This window comes from Aureimonas sp. AU40, from assembly GCF_001463785.1.
In the GTDB taxonomy this organism is placed as follows: domain Bacteria; phylum Pseudomonadota; class Alphaproteobacteria; order Rhizobiales; family Rhizobiaceae; genus Aureimonas.
The window spans coordinates 24,476-47,052 of sequence record NZ_BBWL01000022.1 but is presented as its reverse complement, the minus strand read 5'-3'; the positions used below and the strand labels follow the sequence as shown (position 1 = coordinate 47,052).

Annotated in this window: 23 protein-coding genes and 1 pseudogene; 10 read left to right on the top strand and 14 right to left on the bottom strand. The window is 67.9% G+C overall.

Going from position 1 to position 22,577, the window contains the following annotated elements:
• Window positions 1–67 precede the first annotated feature (67 nt).
• Window positions 68–1,357: an ATP-binding protein gene (locus AUL32_RS07485; protein WP_156421359.1), complete on the bottom strand. Its 1,290-nt coding sequence runs from the start codon at window positions 1,355–1,357 to the stop codon at window positions 68–70.
• 133 nt (window positions 1,358–1,490) lie between these two features.
• Window positions 1,491–2,435 carry a hypothetical protein gene (locus tag AUL32_RS07480; protein WP_156421358.1) on the bottom strand — a complete coding sequence of 315 codons (945 nt, stop codon included), beginning with the start codon at window positions 2,433–2,435 and terminating at the stop codon, window positions 1,491–1,493.
• A gap of 240 nt (window positions 2,436–2,675) precedes the next feature.
• On the opposite strand from AUL32_RS07480, the gene AUL32_RS07475 reads away from it, so the two are divergent.
• Together AUL32_RS07475 and AUL32_RS07470 are read left to right on the top strand one after the other, a co-directional pair.
• Window positions 2,676–4,556 (top strand): glycoside hydrolase family 15 protein, encoded by a 1,881-nt coding sequence (locus AUL32_RS07475; RefSeq protein WP_244497711.1) that lies wholly within the window; start codon window positions 2,676–2,678, stop codon window positions 4,554–4,556.
• The gene (locus AUL32_RS07470) at window positions 4,543–5,376 is read left to right on the top strand and encodes an SDR family oxidoreductase (RefSeq protein ID WP_062113264.1); all 834 of its coding nucleotides are present in this window, start codon (window positions 4,543–4,545) and stop codon (window positions 5,374–5,376) included. Before AUL32_RS07475 ends, AUL32_RS07470 begins: the two co-directional genes overlap by 14 nt.
• Window positions 5,377–5,437: 61 nt before the next feature.
• Here AUL32_RS07470 and AUL32_RS07465 read toward each other — a convergent pair whose 3' ends face one another.
• A complete protein-coding gene (locus tag AUL32_RS07465) occupies window positions 5,438–6,139 on the bottom strand; it encodes a DUF1013 domain-containing protein (RefSeq protein WP_061976959.1) in 702 nt (233 codons plus the stop codon).
• 146 nt (window positions 6,140–6,285) lie between these two features.
• Window positions 6,286–7,287, bottom strand: coding sequence for an NAD(P)H-quinone oxidoreductase (locus AUL32_RS07460; RefSeq protein WP_062113261.1), 1,002 nt, complete (start codon window positions 7,285–7,287; stop codon window positions 6,286–6,288).
• Window positions 7,288–7,651: 364 nt separating this feature from the next.
• Between AUL32_RS07460 and rcdA the strand changes: the two genes are divergently transcribed.
• Window positions 7,652–8,176, top strand: a complete 525-nt coding sequence (gene rcdA / locus AUL32_RS07455) for a protease adaptor protein RcdA (RefSeq protein WP_061976963.1) — start codon at window positions 7,652–7,654, stop codon at window positions 8,174–8,176.
• Between the two features lie 141 nt (window positions 8,177–8,317).
• Here the strand turns inward: rcdA and rpmE are convergent, their stop codons facing one another.
• Complete coding sequence (gene rpmE / locus AUL32_RS07450; RefSeq protein ID WP_061976965.1) at window positions 8,318–8,539, bottom strand: 50S ribosomal protein L31; 222 nt, start codon at window positions 8,537–8,539, stop codon at window positions 8,318–8,320.
• Between the two features lie 169 nt (window positions 8,540–8,708).
• Between rpmE and AUL32_RS07445 the strand changes: the two genes are divergently transcribed.
• Complete coding sequence (locus AUL32_RS07445) at window positions 8,709–10,520, top strand: ABC transporter transmembrane domain-containing protein (protein ID WP_062113258.1); 1,812 nt, start codon at window positions 8,709–8,711, stop codon at window positions 10,518–10,520.
• 97 nt (window positions 10,521–10,617) lie between these two features.
• Here AUL32_RS07445 and AUL32_RS07440 read toward each other — a convergent pair whose 3' ends face one another.
• The 7 genes and pseudogenes from AUL32_RS07440 to AUL32_RS24470 form a co-directional block, all read right to left on the bottom strand.
• Window positions 10,618–11,643, bottom strand: a complete 1,026-nt coding sequence (locus AUL32_RS07440; protein WP_062113254.1) for a peptidoglycan -binding protein — start codon at window positions 11,641–11,643, stop codon at window positions 10,618–10,620.
• A gap of 3 nt (window positions 11,644–11,646) precedes the next feature.
• Window positions 11,647–12,696 carry a hypothetical protein gene (locus AUL32_RS07435; RefSeq protein WP_062113251.1) on the bottom strand — a complete coding sequence of 350 codons (1,050 nt, stop codon included), beginning with the start codon at window positions 12,694–12,696 and terminating at the stop codon, window positions 11,647–11,649.
• 155 nt (window positions 12,697–12,851) lie between these two features.
• A complete protein-coding gene (locus tag AUL32_RS07430) occupies window positions 12,852–13,688 on the bottom strand; it encodes an inositol monophosphatase family protein (RefSeq protein ID WP_062113248.1) in 837 nt (278 codons plus the stop codon).
• Window positions 13,689–13,805: 117 nt separating this feature from the next.
• A pseudogene (gene efp, locus AUL32_RS07425) lies at window positions 13,806–14,368 on the bottom strand (elongation factor P).
• Between the two features lie 205 nt (window positions 14,369–14,573).
• Window positions 14,574–15,749 (bottom strand): tetratricopeptide repeat protein, encoded by a 1,176-nt coding sequence (locus AUL32_RS07420; protein ID WP_062113245.1) that lies wholly within the window; start codon window positions 15,747–15,749, stop codon window positions 14,574–14,576.
• A 2-nt stretch (window positions 15,750–15,751) separates the two neighbouring features.
• Entirely contained in the window at window positions 15,752–16,450 is a 699-nt protein-coding gene (locus AUL32_RS07415; protein WP_244497708.1) for a thiamine phosphate synthase, read from the bottom strand.
• A 266-nt stretch (window positions 16,451–16,716) separates the two neighbouring features.
• Complete coding sequence (locus tag AUL32_RS24470) at window positions 16,717–16,890, bottom strand: YdcH family protein (RefSeq protein WP_082639518.1); 174 nt, start codon at window positions 16,888–16,890, stop codon at window positions 16,717–16,719.
• 239 nt (window positions 16,891–17,129) lie between these two features.
• Between AUL32_RS24470 and AUL32_RS07410 the strand changes: the two genes are divergently transcribed.
• From AUL32_RS07410 to AUL32_RS07390, 5 genes are all read left to right on the top strand, one after another.
• Entirely contained in the window at window positions 17,130–17,333 is a 204-nt protein-coding gene (locus tag AUL32_RS07410; protein WP_061976981.1) for a YdcH family protein, read from the top strand.
• A gap of 29 nt (window positions 17,334–17,362) precedes the next feature.
• Window positions 17,363–17,860, top strand: coding sequence for a 5-(carboxyamino)imidazole ribonucleotide mutase (purE, locus tag AUL32_RS07405; RefSeq protein WP_062113317.1), 498 nt, complete (start codon window positions 17,363–17,365; stop codon window positions 17,858–17,860).
• The gene (locus tag AUL32_RS07400) at window positions 17,857–18,945 is read left to right on the top strand and encodes a 5-(carboxyamino)imidazole ribonucleotide synthase (protein ID WP_082659379.1); all 1,089 of its coding nucleotides are present in this window, start codon (window positions 17,857–17,859) and stop codon (window positions 18,943–18,945) included. Before purE ends, AUL32_RS07400 begins: the two co-directional genes overlap by 4 nt.
• Before the next feature lie 149 nt (window positions 18,946–19,094).
• Window positions 19,095–19,220: a type B 50S ribosomal protein L36 gene (gene ykgO / locus AUL32_RS07395; RefSeq protein ID WP_019998227.1), complete on the top strand. Its 126-nt coding sequence runs from the start codon at window positions 19,095–19,097 to the stop codon at window positions 19,218–19,220.
• A 123-nt stretch (window positions 19,221–19,343) separates the two neighbouring features.
• Complete coding sequence (locus AUL32_RS07390; protein WP_062113239.1) at window positions 19,344–19,997, top strand: tetratricopeptide repeat protein; 654 nt, start codon at window positions 19,344–19,346, stop codon at window positions 19,995–19,997.
• 109 nt (window positions 19,998–20,106) lie between these two features.
• Here AUL32_RS07390 and pyk read toward each other — a convergent pair whose 3' ends face one another.
• Both pyk and AUL32_RS07380 read right to left on the bottom strand, forming a co-directional pair.
• Complete coding sequence (pyk, locus tag AUL32_RS07385; protein ID WP_061976985.1) at window positions 20,107–21,543, bottom strand: pyruvate kinase; 1,437 nt, start codon at window positions 21,541–21,543, stop codon at window positions 20,107–20,109.
• Window positions 21,540–22,010 (bottom strand): DUF1036 domain-containing protein, encoded by a 471-nt coding sequence (locus AUL32_RS07380; RefSeq protein WP_148640098.1) that lies wholly within the window; start codon window positions 22,008–22,010, stop codon window positions 21,540–21,542. The genes pyk and AUL32_RS07380 overlap by 4 nt, the downstream gene beginning before the upstream one ends.
• A 221-nt stretch (window positions 22,011–22,231) precedes the next feature.
• Between AUL32_RS07380 and AUL32_RS07375 the strand changes: the two genes are divergently transcribed.
• Window positions 22,232–22,549: a DUF1244 domain-containing protein gene (locus AUL32_RS07375; protein WP_062113237.1), complete on the top strand. Its 318-nt coding sequence runs from the start codon at window positions 22,232–22,234 to the stop codon at window positions 22,547–22,549.
• The last annotated feature ends 28 nt before the right edge of the window (window positions 22,550–22,577 follow it).

Below are 22,577 nucleotides of genomic sequence, written 5' to 3'. Positions count from 1 at the left end.
GATCGGTCTAGCGGGCCGACGCAACCTATCTATGACAAATCCACATCCGATTTATGACAGCACAACCTTATGATTTATATTGAGATTTTTCGAAGGCCCCCGGAACGCGCAAACGGAAGCGGACCGAGAAGGTCGATCCCTGGCCGGGAATCGAGCTGATCGACAGCCGCGTGTTGTGTCGGATCAGGACGTTTCGCACGATGCTGAGGCCGAGCCCGGTGCCGCGCACGCGTCCGCTTCCGTCCTCCACGCGGTAGAAGCGCTCGGTGAGGCGGGGCACGTGTTCGGGCGGAATTCCCTGCCCGAAATCGCGCACGAAAGCCTCAACCGTCTCGTCCGTCCGCGTCAGGCCGATCTGGATTCGCCCGCCGGCATCGCCGTATTTAAAGGCGTTCTCGGCGAGGTTGCCGAAGACCTGGACCAGCTCGTCATGATCGCCGTTGACCAGCGCCTCGCCCTCCTCCAGCCCGGTCAGTTCCAGGGCCAGGTTCTTCTCGGCGGCCGTGGGCGCGGCCTGCTGGGCGACGACGCGCATCACCGACACGAGATCGGTCAGCTCATTCGCCTCCAACCGCCGGCGCATCTCGATGCGCGATAAGGACAGAAGATCGTCGATCAGGCGCGACATGCGCCGGGCCTGATCCTGCATGATGTCGAGAAACTGGGCACGCGCCTTGTGATCGTCGCGCGCCGGCCCTTTCAGCGTCTCGATGAAGCCGGAAAGCGAGGCGAGCGGCGTGCGCAGCTCGTGGCTGGCATTGGCGACGAAGTCGGTGCGGATGCGCTCCAGGCGGCGCATCTGCGTGCGGTCGCGAAACAGCGCCAGAAAGAAGACCGGCCGCGCCTCGCCGGGCATCGGCATGGGCAGGATGTCCACCGCCCAGGCGCGCTCGGAGGGCGCGCGCTCGGCATATTCGGTCATCTGCGCCTCGCCGCTCTCGATCGACTCGGCCATGGCGGCAATCAGCTCGGGCGCGCGAAAGCGCATCGCGATCGGATCGCCCAGCGCCATATTGCCGAAGGTCTGGATGCCGACCGCGTTGGAAAAGCGCAAGGCGAGGTTGCGGTCGAGCACGAAGGCGGGCTCGCGCATGGCGTCCACCACGCTCTTGACGCTGGCGTTCGGCCAGAGCGGCGAGGACGCGTCGGTCTTTACCGCGTTGCGCTGGCGGGAGGCACGCGCGCCTCGCTGGATCAAGCCGACCAGGGCGGCCAGTGCCAGCGCACCGAGCGCCGGGGGGCGCGCGTCGGGCACGAGATAGGCGATCAGCGCGAGGCCGATCGCCAGGGCGATGAGCGGGAGCGAGACGGCGGCGCGGCGGCGCGAGCCTTCGAAAGGAGGGGCTGTGTCGGCCATGCCGCTGCGATTCACCGCTTCGTTTCCGCATTCGAATGGGACAAGCGACACGCTTCGCACGTTCCCTCGTCAAACGCATGACAGCGACGGCCGACAGCCGAAAGAAGCCGCGGCCGGCCGGCAAAAGATCGCCTCAGCCGAGATCGCGCAGGCGCACGGAATAGATGTCGACGTCGCTCGCCCCGGCGCCCAGACCCGGCGCGATGGCTAGGCTCGTCACGTTGCTGGCCACCGCCGGCACAGTCACGTCGAAGACGAACGCCTCTTCCGGCATGTCGGTGCTGAAGCGCTGCCGGTCGCAGATGCTCTGCTGGCCGACGAGGCAGCGCACGCCGAACTCACGCGGGCTGCCGTCCGGCGAACCGGCGACGACCTCGATGCGCACCTGCCGGCCGGCGATCTGGCGCAGCGTGCCGGGGCCGATCGTCAGAAGCGCCTCGTTCTGGCTGCCGACGGGCGCGGAAATGCGCACGGCCTCCCGCTCGTCTGACTTGGCGACCGCCTCGATGCGCCCGCCCGCCGGGGTGGAAAGCGTTTCCAGGTCGTTGCCATCGAACACGTCGATCCAGGCGAGCTTGGGCAGGCCGTCGTCGCTTTCGATCGAGCCCGTCGTCGCCGGCGCCATGTCGCCGCCGCGCAGGGCGCCGGTGATGGCATAGGCCAGAAGCGCAAGGCCGAGCGCCAGGAGAACCGCGAAGGCGGGAACCTTCCAACTGGGCTTCCGCGCGGCGACCTCACCCGGTGCGCGCACACCGCCAGGCGTCCAGCCGTCCTCGTGCCGCGTTTCCTCAACCGCCTCTCCCGTCGGGGCATGGGGCGCGTCGTCATAGGGGGCGTCGAAGACCTCCGGCGCGGGCTCGGCGGGATAGCTGTTCGCAGCGAAGTCCGCTTCGACGCGGTTGATCGTCTCGGCAAGGCGCGTGCGCTGGTCCAGCGCGCTCGCCTCGTCCGCCCCGCGCGTCTCCAGCATGCGCTCCAGCGCGCGCTCGGACGCGGCATAGATGCTTTCGCGAAAGGCGGGATCGCGCGTGTCGCCGCCTTCAAGCGCCCGTCGCAGGCTGTCTTCCATCGCGCTCATGATGTCTCCGAACTGGGCAGACAGCGGAATAAGGCAGGCTTAATTCCGCCGCTTCGAACCGTGTGGATACTGCAAAGCAGGCCGATGGAGCAATTGAAAGGCGAGCGGGGCCGACGGGAAATCTCTTCTCGGCCACTCGCCCCGCCTGCCCCTCCCTGAGGCGGAAGGCGGGACGGCGCCGGCTTTACTTCCCGGCGGAGCGACCAATCTCCCAGCGCTGTCAGACGAACAGGCCCCGCCATGCAGTCCTCCGCCTCGCCTCCCGCGCCCAATCCGATCTCGAACCATGGCGTCATCGGCGACATGAACACGCTCGCGCTCGTGGCGCAGGATGGGCGGATCGACTTCTTCTGCCATCCCAGTCTCGACTCGCCCTCGCTTTTCGCCGGGCTGCTCGACCCTGAAAAAGCCGGCGAGTTCCGCCTTTGGGCCGACGCGGACGGGCTGACCTGCCGGCAGATCTACCTGCCCGACACCAACATCCTTCTGACCCGCTTTCTCGGGCAGGATGGGATCGGCGAACTTACCGACTTCATGCCGACCGACGGGTCGGGCCGCATCGTGCGCCGCGCCAAGGCGATCATGGGGCCGGTGCGCTTTCGCGTTCTGATCCGCCCGCGCCCCGAATATGGCGCGGCCGAGCCAAGCTTCAGCGCTGTTGCCGGCGGCTTCGCGGCGAGTTGGACGCGGGCCTCGGACGGCGGGCGGGAGGAGGTCTTCTTCTATTCGTCCATACCCTTGCGCGTGGAGGACGGCAGCATTCTGGGCGAGGCGGACCTTGCCGAGGACCAGTCCATCTACGTCGTCTTCTGCCCCGGACGGGCGGACGCGCCGCCGATCCAGCCGGGCTATGCCCGCTCGGCCTTCTTCCGGACCCGGGAGTTCTGGCACCGCTGGGTGCGGCAGGGCCGCTACCCCACCTTCTGGCGCGAGCTTGTGGTGCGCTCGGCGCTGACGCTGAAGCTCCTCACCTCGGCGCGGCACGGCTCGATCGCGGCGGCCGGCACGTTCGGCCTGCCGGAAGTGGTGGGCGGCGAGCGCAACTGGGACTATCGGTTCTGCTGGGTACGCGACAGCGCGTTCACGCTCTACGCCCTGTCGCGGCTCAACTATTTCGACGAGGCGGAGGCCTTCATCCACTTCCTGATGGAGCGGATCGTCGAACCGCACGAGGACGTGCAGTCCGGCCTACAGATCATGTATGCGATGGATGGGGCCGACAAGCTGCCCGAGGTCTCGCTCGACCATCTGTCGGGCTATCGCGGCTCGCGCCCCGTGCGCGTCGGCAACGCCGCCTACAGCCAGCGGCAGATGGACATCTACGGCGAGTTCATGGACGCGGTCTATATCGCGACCAAGGCGCGGGGAAAGCCGGCCTACGCCGTCTGGACCAAGCTTTCGCGGCTGATGGACTGGCTCTGCGACCACTGGCACCTGCCCGACAAGGGCATTTGGGAAAGCCGGGGCGAGGACCGCGAATATCTCTCCTCGCGCCTGATGTGCTGGGTGGCCCTCGACCGCGGCATGAAGATCGCGAGCCGCGAGTCGCTGCCCGCCGACATCGCGCGCTGGCGCTCGGAGCGAGACGCCATCCAGCGCAGCATCCTGGAGGAGTTCTGGAACAAGGATCTCGGCGCCTTCACGCAGTTCAAGGGCTCCACGACGCTGGACGCGGTGGTGCTGCTCATGCCGCTGGTAAAGTTCATCAACCCGCGCGACCAGATGTGGACCTCGACGTTGAAGGCGGTGCAGGCCAATCTCGTCCATGACTGCCTGGTGAAGCGCTACATCAACACCGATGAGAACCATGACGGGCTGGAGGGCGAGGAAGGCTTCTTCACCATCTGCTCGTTCTGGTATGTCGAGGCGCTCGCTCGGTCCGGCTTCGTGTCGGAGGCGCGGCTCCTGTTCGAGAAGCTGCACAGCTACAGCAACCATCTCGGCCTCTACTCGGAGGAGCTTTCCTCCTCCGGCGACCATCTCGGCAATTTCCCGCAAGGGCTCACCCATCTGTCGCTGATCTCGGCCGCGATCTGGCTCGACCGCGCCCTGACCTCGACCAGCGGCGACCCCGTCAACGCCTCCCATCAAATGATCGAGGACCCCGATGGAATCTACTGACGCTTCGCCCTTTGCCGGCCTCCTCTCATTGAAAGGGCAAACCGCGCTCGTCACCGGCTCGTCTTCCGGCATCGGCGAGGCGATCGCCGTGGAACTGGCGCGCAGCGGGGCGGACATCGTCGTCAACTATCACGGCTCGGCCGACAAGGCGCAAGGCACGGTGGAGCGGATCGAGGCGCTCGGCCGGCGCGCCGTGGCCGTCCAGGCCGACGTGGCGACGGAGGCCGACGTCGCGCGCCTCTTCGACGAGGGCGAGGCGGCGCTTGGGGCCTTCGACATCGTGGTGTCGAATGCCGGGCTGCAGCGCGACGCGGCGATCTCGGACATGAGCCTCGACGACTGGAACAAGGTGATCGAGACCAACCTGACCGGCGGCTTTCTGGTCGGGCGCGAGGCGATCCGCCGCTTCCGCCGCAAGGGCCTGCGGGAGGAGGTCAGCCGGGCGCTCGGCAAGCTCCTGTTCGACAATTCCGTCCACCAGCGCATTCCCTGGGCCTTCCGCGCCAATTACGCGGCGTCCAAGGGCGGGCTGAAGCTTCTGATGGAATCGCTGGCGCAGGAGGTGGCGCCCGAGAAGATCAGGGTCAACGCGGTGGCGCCCGGCGCCATCGCCACGGCGATCAACGAGATCGAGCGCGACAAGCCGGGCGGCGTCGATGCCATGCTGAAGCTCATTCCCTATGGGCGGATCGGCGAACCCGCCGATATCGGCCGCGCCGCGGCCTTTCTCGTGTCGGACGCGGCGGACTACATCACCGGCCAGACCCTCTTCGTCGACGGCGGCATGACGCTCTATCCCGAGTTTCGCGGCAACGGTTGAGCCCCGACGAAAAAAGGCGGCCCGAGGGCCGCCCTGATTGGGTTCGCGAAGAAAGATCGGATCAGACGATCTCGTCTTCCTCGCCCTCTTCCGGCTCCTTGCGGCGCATGGAGGAGAGCTTGGCGAAGACGGCGGCGGCGTCGAGCTCCTCGTCCTCCTCGCGCGGGGCGGGGCGGTAGTTCTGGGTCTGCGCGGCCGAGAGCAGACGCTCCTCCTCGGCCAGTTCCTCGGGTCGGGGCATGCCGCGCGAGGCCTTCTCGACTTCGAGGTCGAGGTCGATCTGCGAGCAGAGACCCAGCGTCACCGGGTCCATCGGCTGAAGATTGGCCGAGTTCCAGTGCGTGCGCTCGCGGATCTGCTCGATCGTGTGCTTGGTCGTGCCGACCAGGCGCGAGATGGCGTTGTCCTTCAGCTCGGGATGGTTGCGCACCAGCCAGAGGATGGCATTGGGCCGATCCTGCCGCTTGGAAACCGGCGTGTAGCGCGGCCCCTTGCGCTTGGCCTCGGGCACGCGAACCTTCGGCGGGGCCAGCTTCAGCCGGTGGCGCCCGTCCTTCTCGGCGCGAACGATCTCGTCGCGCGTCAGCTGCCCGGTGATGATCGGGTCCATGCCCTTGATGCCCTGCGCCGCCTCGCCGTCGGCAATCGCCTTCACTTCGAGCGGGTGCAAGGTGCAGAACTCGGCGATCTGCTCGAACGACAGCGATGTGTTGTCCACCAGCCAGACGGCCGTGGCCTTCGGCATCAGGAGCTGCTGAGCCATGGGTAATAGTCTCCTAGTGGCCCACCCGGAGGAGCAGGCTGTGGTCATGCCACGAATGCGGGAATTGAAGGCGAACTATAGGGGCTACTTTTCGCAATCGCAAGGAAGTCTCCCTGGCCGGCGAGACGATCTCTCGCCCGTCCCGCCTATCGCGCATCCGGCAGCAGCACGATCTTGCCGATGTGATCGCGCTCCATGTGCCGATGCGCCTCCGCCGCCTCGTGCAGCGGGTAGGTCGCCTCGATCAGCGGCTTCACCCGGCCGGCCTCCAGAAGCGGCCAGACATGGTGCTGGAGATCGGCCGCCAGCGCCGCCTTGAAGGCGTGGTCGCGGGCGCGAAGGGTCGAGCCGGTGAGATGCAGGCGCTTCTGCATCACGAGGTTGAGGTCGATCTCCGCCTTGTTGCCCCGCAGAAAGGCGATCTGCACGATCCGCCCGTCGGGGGCGGCCGCCTTCAGGTTGCGGGTGGCGTAGTCGCCGCCCACCATGTCGAGCGTGACGTCGGCGCCCCTCCCCTCGCGCCAACCGTGCATCGCGGCCACGAAATCCTCCTGGCGATAGTCGATGGCGAGATCGGCCCCCAGGCGGCGCGCGGCCTCGGCCTTGTCCGGGCTGCCGACCGTCGTCGCCACATGCGCGCCGAAGGCGTTTGCGAGCTGGATGGCGGTCGTGCCGATGCCGGACGTGCCGCCATGGACGAGAAAAGTCTCGCCCTCTCGCAAGCCCCCGCGCTGAAAGACGTTGTGCCAGACGGTCAGGAAGGTTTCAGGGATCGCCGCAGCCTCGGGAAAGCCCATGCCCGCCGGCACGGGCAGCGCGCTGCCGGCGTCGGCCAGCGCGTACTCGGCGTATCCGCCGCCCGGCAGAAGCGCGATCACCGCGTCGCCCAAAGTCCAGGTCGTGACGCCCTCGCCCAGCGCAGCGACGAGACCCGAGACCTCCAGGCCCGGCCAATCCGGCGCGCCGGCGGGCGGGGGATAAACGCCCTGGCGCTGCAGCAGATCGGGCCGGTTGACCCCGGCAGCGCGCACCTCGATCAGAATCTGGCCGGGACCGGGCCGGGGCACCTTGGCCTCGCGCGGTACCAGAACCTCCGGCCCTCCATGGCCATCGAGGCCGACAAGCTTCATCCGGGTGGGCAGGCTCATGCGCGGCGACCTTTCTCGGGAATGGTTCCAGCCAAACTAGGGCAAGGCCAAAATTTTCCGAGAGTCGCTAACCCCGCATTTACCGAGTTCGGACAAAGCTGTGGGTGTCCAATTCGTTGGATGGCGACCCCTATGGTTGTCGACGTCTCCCTGTTGAAACTTGATAGAGCCGCCTCCGCGCGGCTCTCTTTTTCCCGTTCGAGAGCATCCCGGGACGGCCAACAAGGCGAACGGACGTTAACCAAATCGGCGCGAAGCGACTTGCGCGGGGCGAGGCTTGCGTAGAGGATTCCGGCATCAGGTTCGTCCGGCATTTCGCTGCATGGACCGTGCAACGATTCTTGCCCAGGCTGGTTGTCCCCGCATGTCACAAAAACCATCCGATCGAAGCGACTTCCAGACCGTGCGGATCGCAGAACGCCTCGCCTTCTCGGCGTCGTTCCAGCCGATCTTCGACGCTGGAATGAACTTGGTCGATGAAACCGCCGCCTATCTCGACGGCGAGGGACGGCGTGACGTGAAGACGCTGTCCAAGGGCGCGGCGACGCTCTACGCCGCCGAGTCCATGCGCCTGACGACCCGCCTCATGCAGGTCGCCTCCTGGCTTCTGCTCCAGCGCGCGGCCAACCAGGGCGACATGTCTCGATCGCAGGTCGAAGCCGAGAAGACCAAAGTGCGCCTCGACGGCAGCGCCGAAGGCGTCGATTCGCCCTTCTACGAGGAACTGCCGGCCAGCTTCCGCGGCCTCGTGGAGCGTGCCCTGCTTCTGGAGCGGCGCATCGCCATGCTGGATCGCGAGATCTACGGCTCCGCCGCCCCCTTGCAGACGATTGTGCCTAACCCGGTCGGCCAGCAGATCGACCTCTTGCGGACCGCCTTCGCGATCTGACCGCTCTTTCCCATTCGCAAGCCAACCGACGTCGCTGGAGCCTCTCCGGCGGCGTTTTCGTTTGCCCGGCAGTACACGCGCACAACAAAAAGCCCGGCGCGAAGGCCGGGCTTTTTGCAAATCGAAATCCGAGGCGATGGCTTAGATGCCCAGGCCTTCGTAGCGCTTGTTGAAGCGCGACACGCGGCCGCCGCGATCCAGCATCTGCTGGTTGCCGCCGGTCCATGCCGGGTGGCTGGTCGGGTCGATGTCGAGGTTCAGCTTGTCGCCGGCCGAGCCGTAGGTCGAGCGGGTCTGATACTCGGTGCCGTTCGTCATCACGATGGTGATCGTGTGATAGTCGGGATGGATGTTCTGCTTCATGATGCCCTCACAGACAGTAACGCGCTCGCACTCACCAAGCCCGATGGGCCGCCCCGCGAGGGAAGCGGGCCGGTCGGGCCGGAATGAGGAGCGCGATCGCTTTCAAATTCAAGGGCGAGCCTATACATGAGGGGCCGATAGCGCACAAGGCCGCAAAGGCGATCCAATCTTGGCACGTTCCGACCGCACGAGCGCGAGCGAAAAATCGTCCCGCACGCTGAAGCCCCTCGCCCGCCTCTGGCCCTATGTCCGGCGCCAGCGCGGGCTGGTGGCGGGTGCGCTGGTGTTTCTGCTTCTCGCCTCCGCCACCACCCTGTCTTTCCCGCTGGCGGTGCGGCGCGTGGTGGATCACGGCTTCATGTCGGGCGACACGGGCTTCGTGGACACCTATTTCGCCATGCTGGCGGTGCTCAGCATCGTGCTCGCGCTGGCCAGCGCCGGGCGCTACTATTTCGTCATCACGATCGGGGAGCGCATCGTCGCCGAACTGCGCAAGGACGTGTTCTCCCATGTGATGCGCCTATCGCCCGGCTTCTACGACCGCAACCTGTCGGGCGAGATCGTCTCGCGCCTCACCGCCGACACGACGCAGATCAAGTCCGCCGTCGGCGCCACCGCCTCGCTGGCCCTTCGCAACGTCATCCTCTTCGTCGGCGCCGTGGCGATGATGGCCTATACCAGCCCCAGCCTGTCGCTGATCGTGATCCTCGCCATTCCGCTCATCGTTCTGCCGCTCGTCGCCTTCGGCCGCTCCGTGCGCCGCCGCTCGCGCGCCGCGCAGGACCGGCTGGCCGGCGCCAGCGCCTATGCCGGCGAAGCCATCTCGGCGGTGCGCGCGGTGCAGGCCTTCACCGCCGAGCCCGCCGCGAACCGGCGCTTCGGCGCGGCGGTAGACGAGGCCTTCGAGGCCGCCCGTCGCTCGGTCAGCGCGCGGGCCTTTCTCACCGCCTTCGCGATCTTCCTCATCACCGTGTCGATCATCCTGGTTCTGTGGATCGGCGCTCACCGCGTGGTGGACGGCACCATGACCGCCGGCACGCTCGGCCAGTTCCTGCTCTATGCCGTGTTCGCCGCGTCGAGCCTGGGGCAGTTGTCGGAGGTCTGGGGCGATCTTACGGCGGCATCCGGCGCCACCGAGCGCCTGTCGGAGCTCTTGGACGAGACGCCCATCATCGCCTCGCCGACGAACCCCCGCGCCCTCCCCTCGCCGCCTGAAGGAGCGCTCCGCTTCGAGCGCGTCTCCTTCCGCTATCCCGGCGCGCCGGAGCGCCCCACCTTGAGCGGGATCGATCTCGACATCCGGCCGGGCGAAACGGTGGCGCTGGTCGGCGCTTCGGGCGCGGGCAAGTCCACCCTCTTCGCCCTGATCGAGCGATTCTACGATCCGAGCGAGGGGCGCATCCTCCTCGACGGCGTGGACATTCGCGATGTCGCTCTGGACGCGCTGCGCGGGCGCATCGCCTTCGTGCCGCAGGATTCCAGCATCTTCGCCGGCACGGTGGCCGAGAATATTGCCTTCGGCGCCGACGACGCGCCCCGCGCGGCAATCGTGGAGGCGGCACGAGCCGCGCAGGTCGACGGGTTCGTCAGCGCCCTGCCGGAGGGCTACGACACGTCCATTGGCGAGCGCGGCGTCACCCTGTCGGGCGGCCAGCGCCAGCGCATCGCCATCGCCCGCGCCATCCTGCGCGACGCGCCGATCCTGCTTCTGGACGAGGCGACCTCGGCGCTCGACGCAGAAAGCGAGGTTCTGGTGCAGCGCGCGCTAGAAGGGCTGATGGGCCATCGCACGACGCTGGTGATCGCCCATCGTCTGGCCACCATCCTGAAGGCCGATCGCATTCTGGTGCTGGATGGCGGGCGCGTGGTCGAGGAAGGCACCCACGCCACACTGATCGCGCGCGGCGGACTTTACTCCCGCCTCGCCCGGCTCCAGTTCGACGCGGGCCGCGAAGCCTTGGCTCCGGCGGCAGCGGAATAAAGCGAGGGCGGGACGCAAAACCCCGCCCCAGAGTTCGATCGATCACGCCGGCTTCTCCGCCTCAGATGCCGAGCGCGGGCCTTTCGCCGCCCGACTCCTATCGCTCTGTGAGCTTCAGCTCGATGCGACGATTGCGGGCCCGGGCCTCGGCATCGTCGCCCGCCGCCAGCGGCTGGAACTCGCCGAAGCCCGTGGCCGCCAGGCGCTGCGGCGGCACGCCGGCCGCCACGAGAAAGCGCACCACGGCGGCGGCGCGGGCGGTGGAAAGCTGCCAATTGTCGGCGAAGCGGCCGCTGCTCACCGGCACATTGTCCGTGTGCCCGTCAACGCGGATGATCCAGTTGATGTCGGAGGGGATCTCGCGGTTCAGCTGGATGATGGCGTCCGCCAGCTTGCGCATCTCGTCCTGGCCCGCCGGCTGCAACACGTCGGCGCCCGACGGAAAGAGCACCTCGGACTGGAACACGAAGCGATCGCCGACGATGCGGATGTTGTCGCGATCGGCCAGGATCTCGCGCAGGCGCCCGAAGAAGTCGGAGCGATAGCGCGCCAGTTCCTGCACGCGCTGCGCCAGTGCTACGTTGAGCCGGCGGCCGAGATCGGAAATCTGCGTCTGCGATTCGCGGTCGCGCTGCTCGGAGGCGCCGAGCGCGTCCTCCAGCGCTGCGATCTGCTGGCGCAGCGCCGACAATTGCTGGTTCAACAGGTCGATCTGGGCGCGCGCCTGCGCCGAAACGCGCTGCTCGCTCTGCACCTGCGCCTGGAGGTCGCCCACCGAAGCGCCGGCGACGGGCGCTGCGGACCGCCCCTCGTCCAGCGCCGTCTGGAGCCGCGAGCGCTCGGTCTCGGCGCCGGCCAGCGAAGCGCGCAGCGCTGCGATCTGATCCTGGAAATCGCCGGAATGCGAGCGCTCCAGCGCCAGAAGCTGGTTCAGCTCGGCGATCTGCGCATTGAGCCGGTCGAGCACGTTATCGCGCCCAGACAGGTCGCGGCTGAGAAGGAACTGCGCGATCACGAAGACCGACAGGAGAAACATGATGGCGAGAAGCAGGGTCGACAGCGCGTCGACGAAGCCCGGCCAATAGTCGATCTCGCGGCGGTGGCGGCGGCGCGACAGGGCCATCCGTCAGTTCCGCTCGATGTCGGACAGGGAGTGGTTCAAGCGATCCAGCGCCCGTCGCATCTCGCGCTGCTCGTCGGCCTGCGCTTCCACGAAGTCGCGCAGCATCTGCTGCTCGCCGCGCATGTGCTGGACGAGGCCCTGGATGCTTTCGGCGAGACTCGCCATGGCCGCGCTGGTGCGCGGCGCGTTGCTCTGCTCCAGCACCAGCCGGTTGATCCGGTCGGCCAGCACCCGGAACTCCTCCGCGCCGTTCGGCAGGTTCGGCATGTTGGGAAGCAGAGCGAGCGAGGTCGAGGTTTCCGCCTCGAAGGACAGGAGATCTTCCAGTTCGGTATAGAAGCGCCCCTGCGCCCGGCCGACCTGCAGGTCGAGAAAGCCGAGCACCAGCGAGCCGCTGAGGCCGAACAGCGAGGAGGAAAAGGCCGTGCCCATGCCCGACAAGGGCGCCGAGAGGCCGTTCTTGACCGAGTCCAGAACCGTCGCCGCGTCGCCCGCCGCGGGGTCGAGCGACTGGATCGTGGCGGAAATGGAGCCGATCGTCGTTAGAAGGCCCCAGAACGTGCCGAGCAGACCGAGAAAGACGAGAAGGCCGACGAGGTAGCGTGCGGTATCGCGTGCCTCGTCGAGGCGCGTCGCGACCGAATCCAGCAGCGTGCGGCCGGAGGCCAGCGGCAGGCGCGGGCGGCCGCGCCGCCCTTGCATCATCGCCTCCATCGGCGCCAAGAGCACGGGATGGCGCGTTCGCCCGCCGCGCGCGGCGGCGTCGCCCTCGCGCAGAAGCCCGTTGACCCAGCGCACCTCGCGCGCGAGCTTCAGGATCTGCCCCAGCGCCAGAAGGATGCCGATCGCGAGAACCGCAAGAATCAGCCCGTTCAGGCCGGGATTGGTGGTGAAGGCCTGCTGGACCTGACGGCCGAGGATCAACGCCACGAAGCCGGCCAGGGCCAGGAACACCAGCATCACGCCGAGATAAACCAGCGGACTGCTCAGCGGCTCCGCATGAGCGGGAGCCGCGGGAGGCGGCGCCTCGGGCGAAGGAGAGTGAACCTGCATGACGCCTCATCCGCTTGCCCGGCGGTCAAGCGCCGCGCGGCAGGACCGGAACGGTGGAACCTCCTTCTAACGCGCCAAAGGCGCGAGCGCCAGTCAATGTCGCGCTCGCACAACCCCTTGGTGAATCGGCTCTTGCCGACCCTCCCGGCCGAGGGTCAGGCCTTTTGCGCGGCCACCGGCTCGCCGCCGCCGCGATAGGCCGTGTTGGCCTTCTTCAGCTCGGTCAGAAGTTGGCGATGGATGAACTCGTTGCCGCAGGCGACATCGCCCAGCATCGGGTCGAACTTGTTACCCTCGGTATCGGTGATGAAGCCGCCGGCCTCGCGCACGAGGAGCGAGCCCGCCGCGATGTCCCAAGGCTGCAGGGCGTGCTCCCAGAACCCATCGAAGCGCCCGGCCGCGACATAGGCGAGATCGAGCGAGGCTGCGCCCATGCGGCGCACACCGGCCGTTTCGGCCATGATCTGGCGCGACTCGAACAGGAAGCGCGCATGGTCGCCATGGCCGAGGAAGGGCATGCCGGTGGCGAGCACGGTCTCGTGCAGCTTGGTGCGCGCGGCGACGCGGATGCGACGGTCGTTCAGGAAGGCGCCGCCGCCCTTTTCCGCGCTGTAGAGTTCGTCCAGCGCCGGGTTGAAGACGATCGCCGCCACGATCTGCCCGTCGCGCTCCAGCGCGATGGAGATGGCGAACATCGGAATGCCGTGGAGAAAGTTGGTGGTGCCGTCGAGCGGATCGACGATCCAGCGGTGCTGGGGGTCGCGCCCCTCGACCGCGCCGCGCTCCTCCATCAGGAAGCCCCATTCCGGCCGGGCCCGGGACAGTTCCTGGAAGACGATCTCCTCGGCCTTGCGGTCGGCGTTCGAGACGAAGTCGGCCGGCCCCTTCATGGAGACCTGAAGGTTCTGGACCTCGCCGAAATCGCGGGTCAAGGAGCGGCCGGCCTTCATGGCGGCCTGCGTCATGACGTTCATCAATGCCGAACGGGCCATGGCTGGGACAACTTTCTCTCTGTCGTGAAAAAGAACACGCGGCGCGCCGGGGGGCGCGGTCAGCGGAAGCGAAAACCGGCCGAGACCCGTCTGGGCGTCGGCCGGGCATGGAATGCGTCAGTCCGCGCGGCGGACGTAGGTGATCTCGTTCGTGTCCACCACGATGCGCTCGCCGGCGCCGACGAAGGGCGGCACCAGGACGCGCAGCCCGTTTCGGTGATGGCCGGCTTGTAGGAGGACGCGGCGGTCTGCCCCTTCACCACCGGATCGGCCTCGGCGACAGTAAGCGTCACCTGATCGGGCAGCGAGATACCGATGGGCCGGCTTTCATAGGACTGGACCGTGACCTTCATGCCGTCCTGCAGAAAGGCGGAGCGCTCGCCCACGAAGTCCTTCTGCAGTTCGAGTTGCTCGTAGCTCTCGTTGTCCATGAAGACGAGATTGTCGCCTTCCTCGTAGAGGAACTGGTAGTCCTTGAGGTCGAGATGGACGCGCTCGACGCTTTCCGAGGCGCGGAAGCGCTCGTTCAGCTTGGTGCCGTCGATGAGGTTCTTCAGCTCGACCTGATTGAACGCGCCGCCCTTGCCCGGCTTCACATGCGCCGTCTTCACGGCGGCCCAAAGCTTGCCGTCATGCTCGACGACATAGCCGGGACGGATATCGCTTCCGTTGATCTTCATGAAACGGGACGGCTTTCGGGACAGGTGCAGGAGGCCGCGAGGGGCGGCCGGAACGGGGTGAGAACCATAAAAGTCCCCCGCGTTCAAGCCCGAGCGCGCCAGCCGGGGCGTTTGCGGCGATCTCGAATTGACCGCAAAGCCTCCGCGCCTGCGATTCGGCGGCAGCGTCAGGCGGCAAGGCGTGCCCGCCTCGCCCGCGCTTGCGCTATCCCGCGCGGAACCGGTTGGCCGCCTCCAGCGCGGCCTTCTGCTCGGCCTCCGGCAGACCCCGGAACCAGCCGTCGAGGGCTGCGTCGGAGTTCGAGGCGCGGCGGGCCAGAACGGTCCATTTCGCCGCCTCGGCCCGGTCGCGGCTGGTGCCGACGCCGTCCTTGTAGAGATGGGCGATGCGGTTGACGGCGATCGGATTGCCGCGCTCCGCCGCGCCTTTCAGCCAGCGGAAGCCCTCGGCCGGGTCCGCCGCGCCGCCTCTCCCGTTGATGAGCCAGATGCCGAGTTCGATCTGCGCGAGATCGTGGCCCGAGCGCGCGGCCTCCGTCAGCCAGTGGCGCGCCTGCGTGTCGTCCTTCTCCACGCCCTTTCCATAGGCATGGAGCTGCGACAGCGCGTATTGGGCGTCCGGCACGTTCTTTTCCGCCGCCATGCGGAAATAGCCCAGCGCCTCGCCGAAGCCGCCCGTGGGAGCGGATTGGATCAGCATCTGCCCGTAGTTGAAGGCCGCCAGCGGATTGCCGGCGTCTGCCGCCGCCTTCATCAGGTCGCGCGCCGTCGCGTCGTCGCGCTCCACCGCACGCCCCTCGATCAGCAGAAGCGCATAGCGAAACTGCGCCTCGGCGACGCCCGCCTTGGCGGCGATGCCGTACCAACGCGCCGATTCCTTCTCGTCGCGCGGCACGCCGAGCCCGCGCGCGTAGATCTCGCCGAGCAGGGTCTGCGCCGCCGGATCGCCGAGATTGGCGAGCGGCTCGGCTAGCCGCAGGGCGGACAGGTAGTAGCCGCGCTGGAAGGCGCCATAGGCTTCTTCGGTCGGGGATGCGGGGGCCGCGCCGCTCGGCAGCGCCGGGGCGCTGGAGAGAGTGGCGCCGGCCAGCGCCTGGCCCGGCTCGGGCGCGGGGCCGAGCGGCGTCGGAAGAAAAACGGGAGCGGCGAGCGCGGCGGGCGTCTGCGAAGAGGGCGCTTGGGGGCCCGTCGCATCGCCGGGCGCGGCGGGCGCGAGTGTCGGGGGTAGAAGCGTGCTGGGGGGCAGAACCGCGCCATGCGCCTCGCCAGCGGAGGCGGGCGCGGCCGGCGGCGGAGCGCCACCCGCGTCTTGCGCGAAGGCCGGACCTGCCGCCATCGCGGCGAGAAGCGCGAACAGGGGAACAGGCGAGCCGGCGCGCATGGTCAGGCGGCCTCCCCTTTCGCCGCCGCATCGAACAGGCGGTTGACCTCGGCGACGCGCGCGCCGACCCCTTCGGCCTCCCCGAAGATGGCGCGTGACAGGAGAATGAACTCGGCGCGCGTCGCGATCGCCAACGGCAGCGTCGCCAGATCGGCGCCGCCCTGCAGGATGCAGGGAAGCTCTACGATCGAAGCCCACCATTCCGCGAGATCCAGATTGCGGCGATGCGGCTCGGCCTCGCCGTCGGCGCCGAGCTTTCCGAAGAGGATATAGTCGGGCATGCGCTCGCCCGCCTCCAGCGCCTCGTGGCGCGTGTTGAAGCCCGAGGCCCCGACGATGAGGCGCGGCGAGAAGCGCGCCATGGCCTCGCCCAGCGCCTCGATCGTGCCCTCGGGCGCGTGGAACCCGTCGGCCTTCACGCGGCCTGCGCAGCGCGTGTCCTCCACCACGATCGCGGCGGCGCCCGATTCCTGCACCAGCGGCACGACGGCCTCGCAGAAATCCTGGAAGGCGGCGACCTCGCGGCCGGCCGGGTCGATCAGCACGGAGGCGATGTCGCCCCCCGCGAAGGCCTCGCGAAGCCGCTCGAGCCCAGGCTCGCCATCGGGAAGCAGCGTCGTGGCGAGAACCAGTCGGGGGCGGATCGGCGCGTCGTCGGTCATGTCGTACTCACGGGCGGGCGGGCCGGGTTTGAGGCCCACGTGGCGGGCCGGGCGCCGGGCCAGGTTTTGGGCTCCTGTAGATACGCATTGCGGCAACACTACAAGAGTTTTGCCCCGGTCGGCGCGGCGCAGGCGCGAGGCGCGAGTTCGCCTTTTGGGGCCGCCGGGCGCGAAAAGGGGGCTGACGTCGAAGCGGGCGGCCGACATGGGGGTCCCGAGCGCTGTGGGCTTCGGCGCCCCCGGAATCAGAAGGGCGCGACCCTGACCGGCCGCGCCCTCCGCTTACGCAAACATTGGGGTCGTCGTCAGTGAGGGGAGGCGCGCAGGCGCTCCATCTCGTCCTTCAGAAGCAGCTTGCGCCGCTTCAGGTCCTGCAACTCGGCGTCGCTCATGGCGGGCTTCGCCTTCGCGGTTGCCAGTTCCTGCTCCAGCGCGGTGTGGCGCTGCTGCAAAGTCGCAAGATGGGCATCCAAGGACATTCTTGAGCTCCTTCTGACTTCTTTCCTTCCACCGGCTCCAAGGGGTGAAGCCGCCGTGGACGATAGGAAAGTGTCACATAAGCTTTGCACTGTCGAATGAGGATCAAGTGCCGGGTTCCGATTTTCGAGCGGGACTGGTACGAGATTTCGTGAACACCATGCGCCCGGGCGGTCGGGCGCCGCCCGAGCGACCCGGCAACCGGGCCGGCGGGCCGTGTCAAGCGTTCGAGGGGACCCGAGTGGCGGATCAGGAACAGGCCGAGCTCAGACTGCAGTTGGCGCGACTGCGGCAGGAGCACATGGATTTCGACTTGGCGATCAACGCCATGGAATCGACCGGCTGCGACAGGCTCGCCGTCCAGCGCATGAAGAAGAAGAAGCTCGCCATCAAGGATCGGCTTCAGGATATCGAGGACCAGGTCATTCCGGATCTGACCGCGTGAGCGCCGCCCCTGCCCCCGTCGCCATCATCATGGGCAGCCAGTCGGACTGGCCGACCATGAAACACGCCGCCGACACGCTGGAGGCGCTGGATATCGGTTTCGACGCCCGCATCGTCTCGGCCCACCGCACGCCCGAGCGCCTGTTCGACTTCGCCAAGGGCGCCAAGGCGGAAGGCTTTCAGGTCGTCATCGCGGGCGCGGGCGGCGCGGCGCACCTGCCGGGCATGACGGCGTCGATGACGCCGCTCCCCGTGTTCGGCGTTCCCATCGAAAGCCGCGCCCTGTCGGGGCAGGACAGCCTCCTTTCCATCGTCCAGATGCCGGCCGGCATCCCCGTCGGCACGCTCGCCATCGGCCGCGCCGGGGCGGTCAACGCCGCGCTTCTGGCCGCCAGCGTCCTCGCGCTGCACGATCCCGCCCTGGCCGAGCGGCTCGACGCCTGGCGCCGGCGCCAGACCGAGGCGGTCGCCCATCGGCCGAGTTCAGAGCCAGCATCCGAGGTCGCCAAGGCGGGAGCGGCACATTGACGAACCGGTTTCCGCTGCCTCCCGGCGCCGCGATCGGCATGATCGGCGGCGGCCAGCTCGGCCGAATGATGGCGTCCGCCGCCGCCCGGCTGGGCTATCGCATGGTCGTGCTCGATCCCGATGCCGGCTGCCCCGCCGCGCAGCTCGCCAGCGAGACGATCACCGCCGCCTATGACGACCGCGAGGCGCTGGCGCGCCTTGCCGGGCGCGTGTCGGTCGTGACCTACGAGTTCGAGAACGTGCCGGTGGAGCCGGTGCGCGCGCTCTCTCGAATCATTCCGGTCTTCCCCCCGCCCGAGGCGCTGGAAGTGGCGCAGGACCGGGTGGTGGAAAAGGCCTTCCTGAACGGCATCGGCATCCGCACCGCCCCCTGGCGCGCGGTGGACGATCCGCAGGAGCTCGACCACGCCTTTCTGGATCTCGGCGGCGACTGCATCCTGAAGACCCGGCGCCTCGGCTATGACGGCAAGGGTCAGGCGGTGCTGCGCGAGAACGCCAGCCATGGCGAGGCCTTCGACGGCTTGGGCGGCGTGCCGGCGATTCTGGAAAAGAAGATCCCCTTCGAGCGGGAGATCTCGGTGATCGCCGCGCGCGGGCAGGACGGCAGCTTCGCCGCCTTCGACCCCGCCGAGAACGTCCACGGGCTTGGCATCCTGAAAAGCTCCACGATTCCCGCCGCCGTCTCGCCCGAGCAGCGGCAGGCGGCCTGCGACATCGCGCAGAGCATTCTCGACAAGTTGACCTATGTCGGCGTCATCGGGGTCGAGTTCTTCGTGGGCAAGGACGGCGCGCTGCTGGTCAACGAGATCGCGCCGCGCGTCCACAATTCCGGCCACTGGACGGAAGCGGCCTGCACGATCTCCCAGTTCGAGCAGCATATCCGCGCCGTGGCCGGCCTGCCGCTCGGCAACCCGGCGCGCCACAGCGACGCCGTGATGGAGAATCTCATCGGCTCCGAGGTCGATCGCGCGTCCTCGCTGCTCGGCGAGGCTGGCGTGATGCTGACGCTCTACGGAAAGTCGGAAGCGCGTCCGGGGCGCAAAATGGGCCATTTCACACGGGTTTCACCCCGTTCCGAGGCGTGATAGCACGGTTCGGCCATTGTCGCATGGTTGACAGAAACCGCGACGGCCGTTATCGAACCACCCAGGCAAGCGCGCCCTCCGGGCGCGTTTTTCATTGTGCGGCAGAACGGATTTCCCGATCGTCGCCACCCTCATCGACGGTCAAACCCATGAAGATCAAGAACTCGCTGAAGTCGCTCAAGGGCCGCCACCGCGCCAACCGTCTGGTTCGTCGCAAGGGCCGCATCTACATCATCAACAAGCTGGCCCCGCGCTACAAGGCGCGCCAGGGCTGACGAGACAAAGGCCGGCTCCAGAAGCCGGCCTTTTCTTTTTGCGGCCATGCGGGCCGGCTTTCAGGGCCAGCCTTTTCTTCTGCGGGCGATTGACGACGCGGGGGGAGGGCTTACTCTCCCCCGATGCGCACGCTCCTTCGCCTCGCCCTCGCCGCCTGCCTCGTCCCCCTGCCGGCCCTTGCGCAGACGCAAGGCACCGAGCCGGCCGCCCCTGCTCCGACGCCGCCGTCCGCAGCGCCCGCCCTGCCCGCGCCCCCTGCTCCCACAGCGTCAGTCCCCGCACTCCCCGCCGACCATGCCGGGCGTCTCGACGCGCTCTTCGCGCGGCTCAAGAAGGAGAGCGATCCGGCACGCGCGGAGGGAATTGCCAATCAGATCCAGGCCGAATGGCTGCAGAGCGGCAGCGCGACGATCGACCTCCTGATGCAGCGCGCCACGCAGGCCGTCGCGGCCAAGAACACCGCGAGCGCGCTCGATCTCCTCGATCAGGCCATCGTGCTGCGCCCCGACTTTCCCGAGGCCTGGAACCGGCGCGCCACGGTTCACTATGCCGACGACCGCTACACGCTGGCGATCACCGATGTCGAGGAAACGCTGAAACGCGAGCCGCGCCACTTCGCCTCGCTCATGGGCTTGGCCGCCATGCAGGAGGAGGTCGGCCGCAGCCGCGACGCGCTCTCGACCTATTTGCGCGTGCTCGCCGTCTATCCCGCCCTAAAGGACGCCCAGGACGCCGCACTGAAGCTTTCGGACGCCTTGGCCGGGGACCGCGCCTGACCCACCGAGGCTGCGTAATCGACGAAGCCTGCGCATAAGAGAAACCTACACATGAAAAAGGCCGCGTCGGACGCGGCCTTTCCTTTGTCTCGAGCTCGGCGGGACGCGATCAGGCGGCGTGGACGCCGTCCGAGCCGATCGTCGCGATGCGGATCATGTTGGTGGCGCCCGGGGTGCCCAACGGAACGCCGGCGGTCACGATGATGCGCTCGCCCGGCTGCGCGAAGCCTTGTTCCACAGCGAGACGGCAGGCCTTGTCGACCATGTCTTCCATGTCCACCGCATCCGGCGAGATCACGCAGTGCAGGCCCCAGCCGAGGCTGAGACGGCGCACGGTGGCCTCGATCGGCGAGAGCGGCAGGATCGGGATCTGCGGGCGCTCGCGCGCCATGCGCAGGCCCGAATTGCCCGAACCCGTATAGGTCACGATCGCCGCGACCTTCAGCGTTTCGGCGATCTGGCGCGCGGCGAGCGACACGGCGTCCGCTCCGGTCGCCTCGGCCGAGGGGCGCTGCGCGAAAATGATGCCGGGATAGAGCGTGTCCTTCTCCACTTCGACCGCGATGCGATCCATCGTGGCGACGGCCTCGACCGGATACTGGCCGGCAGCCGATTCGGCCGAAAGCATGACGGCATCGGCGCCCTCGAACACGGCGATCGACACGTCGGACACCTCGGCGCGCGTCGGCACCGGGGCGGTGATCATGGATTCCAGCATCTGCGTGGCGACCACGACCGGCTTGCCGGCACGGCGTGCGGCGCGCGTCATGCGCTTCTGAATGCCAGGCACCTGCTCCAGCGGCATTTCGACGCCGAGATCGCCGCGCGCCACCATGATGGCGTCGGAGAGCTCGATGATCTCGTCCAGCCGCTCCACGGCCTGTGGCTTCTCGATCTTCGACATGATGCCGGCGCGGCCGCGCGCCAGCTTGCGCGCCTCGATCAGATCTTCGGGCCGCTGGATGAAGGACAGGGCCAGCCAGTCGACATTCTCGGACAGGACGGCTTCGAGATCGCGCCGGTCCTTCTCGGTCAGGGCGCCGCTGGTCAGCAGCGTGTCGGGCAGGCTGACGCCCTTCTTGTCGGAAATGCGCGTGCCGGCGACCACCATGCAGCGGATCGAGCGGCCGTCCGATTCCAGCGCGACGAGATGCAGCCGGCCGTCGTCGATCAGAAGCCGGTGGCCGGCGCGCACGGATTCCAAAATCTCGGGATGGGGCAGGTAGACGCGCGTCGCGTCGCCCGGCTCGGGATTGTCGTCCAGCGTGATGATGTCACCGGGGGCGAGATCGACCTTGCCTTCCTTGAACTTGCCGACGCGCAGCTTCGGGCCCTGGAGGTCGGCCAGGATGCCGATCGGGCGGCCGACATCGGCCTCGACACTGCGGATGCGCCGCACGAGCTCGCGCATCGCGTCATGCTCGGTGTGGCTCATGTTGATGCGGAAGACGTCGGCGCCCGCGTCGAAGAGCTTGCGGATCATCGCCTCTTCGGAAGAGGCAGGGCCGAGCGTGGCGAGAATCTTGACTCGTCGATTGCGTTTCATGGCTTTGGTGTCTCCCCGCGAGGCGATTCGGTGAGCTGAACCATCCAGCTTCCCTGTCCGCCGGTGTCATACTCCCGGAACCCCATCTTCTGGAACCCGCGAGCGAAGCAATCCTTGACCCCGACGATGCGGAATTCATTCTCCGCGATGCACATGTCAACCGTACCGGCCCAGCGGCCGAGCCCCTCGGCATCCTCGGCGTAGAGATAGTAGTAGCGCGAGTGCAACTCCCCCTCGACCACGGAGCGGCACGTCGTCGCCGGGATGCGCCACCAGCCCTCGCTGACCCAGCCTTCCGCCGTGCGCTGGCCAACCGCGACGCCGACCAGGGTCTGGGTGCCGTTGCAGACGCGAAAATCCGCGCGGGCGGGAGAAGACAGCGCCGGGGCGCCGAAAAACGAGGCGCCGAAGGCAAGACACAGGGCAACTGCCGGAGCACGCGGGCCCCTGAGCGAACGGAACGACATGGGCGGTCCTTGCGGGGGAGATGGGTCGAATTGTCTTCGTTCTGGCATAAGCGATCGGTCTGTCAACGCAAGGGCCGCGAGGGGGATCTGCGCCACGGGATGCGCGAGCCGGCTCGCGGACGCGTCATGCCCCGGCCACCTTGCGGCGCCCGGCCGGCGGGCCGATATGCCAGCCAGGACATATGAGCGCGCCCGCGCCCCAACCTTCAGGAAATTTTCCGATGAGACTTTCGCGCGAACAGGAAACCGAGATCGAGGCCGCCGTCTTCCGCCGCCTGCGCGACCACCTTCTGGCGCGGGGCGACGTGCAGAACATCGACCTGATGAACCTTGCCGGCTTCTGCCGCAACTGCCTGGCCAACTGGTACCGCGACGCAGCGGAGGCCGGCGGCACGGCGATGACCAAGGAGGGCGCCCGCGAGATCGTCTACGGCATGCCCTACGAGGAATGGCGCGCCCTGCACCAGAAGGACGCGACCGGCGACCAGCTCGCCGCCTTCGAGACCAACCGACCGAAGGACGAGGGACAGCACGGCTGAAAGCTGTTGCACCCGTCTCCCGCAGGAC

What these genes read in the sequence shown, in the direction of transcription:
- AUL32_RS07485 (WP_156421359.1), bottom strand. Translation starts at nt 1,357, where the DNA reads ATGGCCGACACAGCCCCTCCTTTCGAAGGCTCGCGCCGCCGCGCCGCC.
- AUL32_RS07480 (WP_156421358.1), bottom strand. Translation starts at nt 2,435, where the DNA reads ATGAGCGCGATGGAAGACAGCCTGCGACGGGCGCTTGAAGGCGGCGAC.
- AUL32_RS07475 (WP_244497711.1), top strand. Translation starts at nt 2,676, where the DNA reads ATGCAGTCCTCCGCCTCGCCTCCCGCGCCCAATCCGATCTCGAACCAT.
- AUL32_RS07470 (WP_062113264.1), top strand. Translation starts at nt 4,543, where the DNA reads ATGGAATCTACTGACGCTTCGCCCTTTGCCGGCCTCCTCTCATTGAAA.
- AUL32_RS07465 (WP_061976959.1), bottom strand. Translation starts at nt 6,139, where the DNA reads ATGGCTCAGCAGCTCCTGATGCCGAAGGCCACGGCCGTCTGGCTGGTG.
- AUL32_RS07460 (WP_062113261.1), bottom strand. Translation starts at nt 7,287, where the DNA reads ATGAGCCTGCCCACCCGGATGAAGCTTGTCGGCCTCGATGGCCATGGA.
- rcdA (WP_061976963.1), top strand. Translation starts at nt 7,652, where the DNA reads ATGTCACAAAAACCATCCGATCGAAGCGACTTCCAGACCGTGCGGATC.
- rpmE (WP_061976965.1), bottom strand. Translation starts at nt 8,539, where the DNA reads ATGAAGCAGAACATCCATCCCGACTATCACACGATCACCATCGTGATG.
- AUL32_RS07440 (WP_062113254.1), bottom strand. Translation starts at nt 11,643, where the DNA reads ATGGCCCTGTCGCGCCGCCGCCACCGCCGCGAGATCGACTATTGGCCG.
- AUL32_RS07435 (WP_062113251.1), bottom strand. Translation starts at nt 12,696, where the DNA reads ATGCAGGTTCACTCTCCTTCGCCCGAGGCGCCGCCTCCCGCGGCTCCC.
- AUL32_RS07430 (WP_062113248.1), bottom strand. Translation starts at nt 13,688, where the DNA reads ATGGCCCGTTCGGCATTGATGAACGTCATGACGCAGGCCGCCATGAAG.
- AUL32_RS07420 (WP_062113245.1), bottom strand. Translation starts at nt 15,749, where the DNA reads ATGCGCGCCGGCTCGCCTGTTCCCCTGTTCGCGCTTCTCGCCGCGATG.
- AUL32_RS24470 (WP_082639518.1), bottom strand. Translation starts at nt 16,890, where the DNA reads ATGTCCTTGGATGCCCATCTTGCGACTTTGCAGCAGCGCCACACCGCG.
- purE (WP_062113317.1), top strand. Translation starts at nt 17,363, where the DNA reads ATGGGCAGCCAGTCGGACTGGCCGACCATGAAACACGCCGCCGACACG.
- ykgO (WP_019998227.1), top strand. Translation starts at nt 19,095, where the DNA reads ATGAAGATCAAGAACTCGCTGAAGTCGCTCAAGGGCCGCCACCGCGCC.
- AUL32_RS07390 (WP_062113239.1), top strand. Translation starts at nt 19,344, where the DNA reads ATGCGCACGCTCCTTCGCCTCGCCCTCGCCGCCTGCCTCGTCCCCCTG.
- pyk (WP_061976985.1), bottom strand. Translation starts at nt 21,543, where the DNA reads ATGAAACGCAATCGACGAGTCAAGATTCTCGCCACGCTCGGCCCTGCC.
- AUL32_RS07380 (WP_148640098.1), bottom strand. Translation starts at nt 22,010, where the DNA reads ATGTCGTTCCGTTCGCTCAGGGGCCCGCGTGCTCCGGCAGTTGCCCTG.
- AUL32_RS07375 (WP_062113237.1), top strand. Translation starts at nt 22,232, where the DNA reads ATGAGACTTTCGCGCGAACAGGAAACCGAGATCGAGGCCGCCGTCTTC.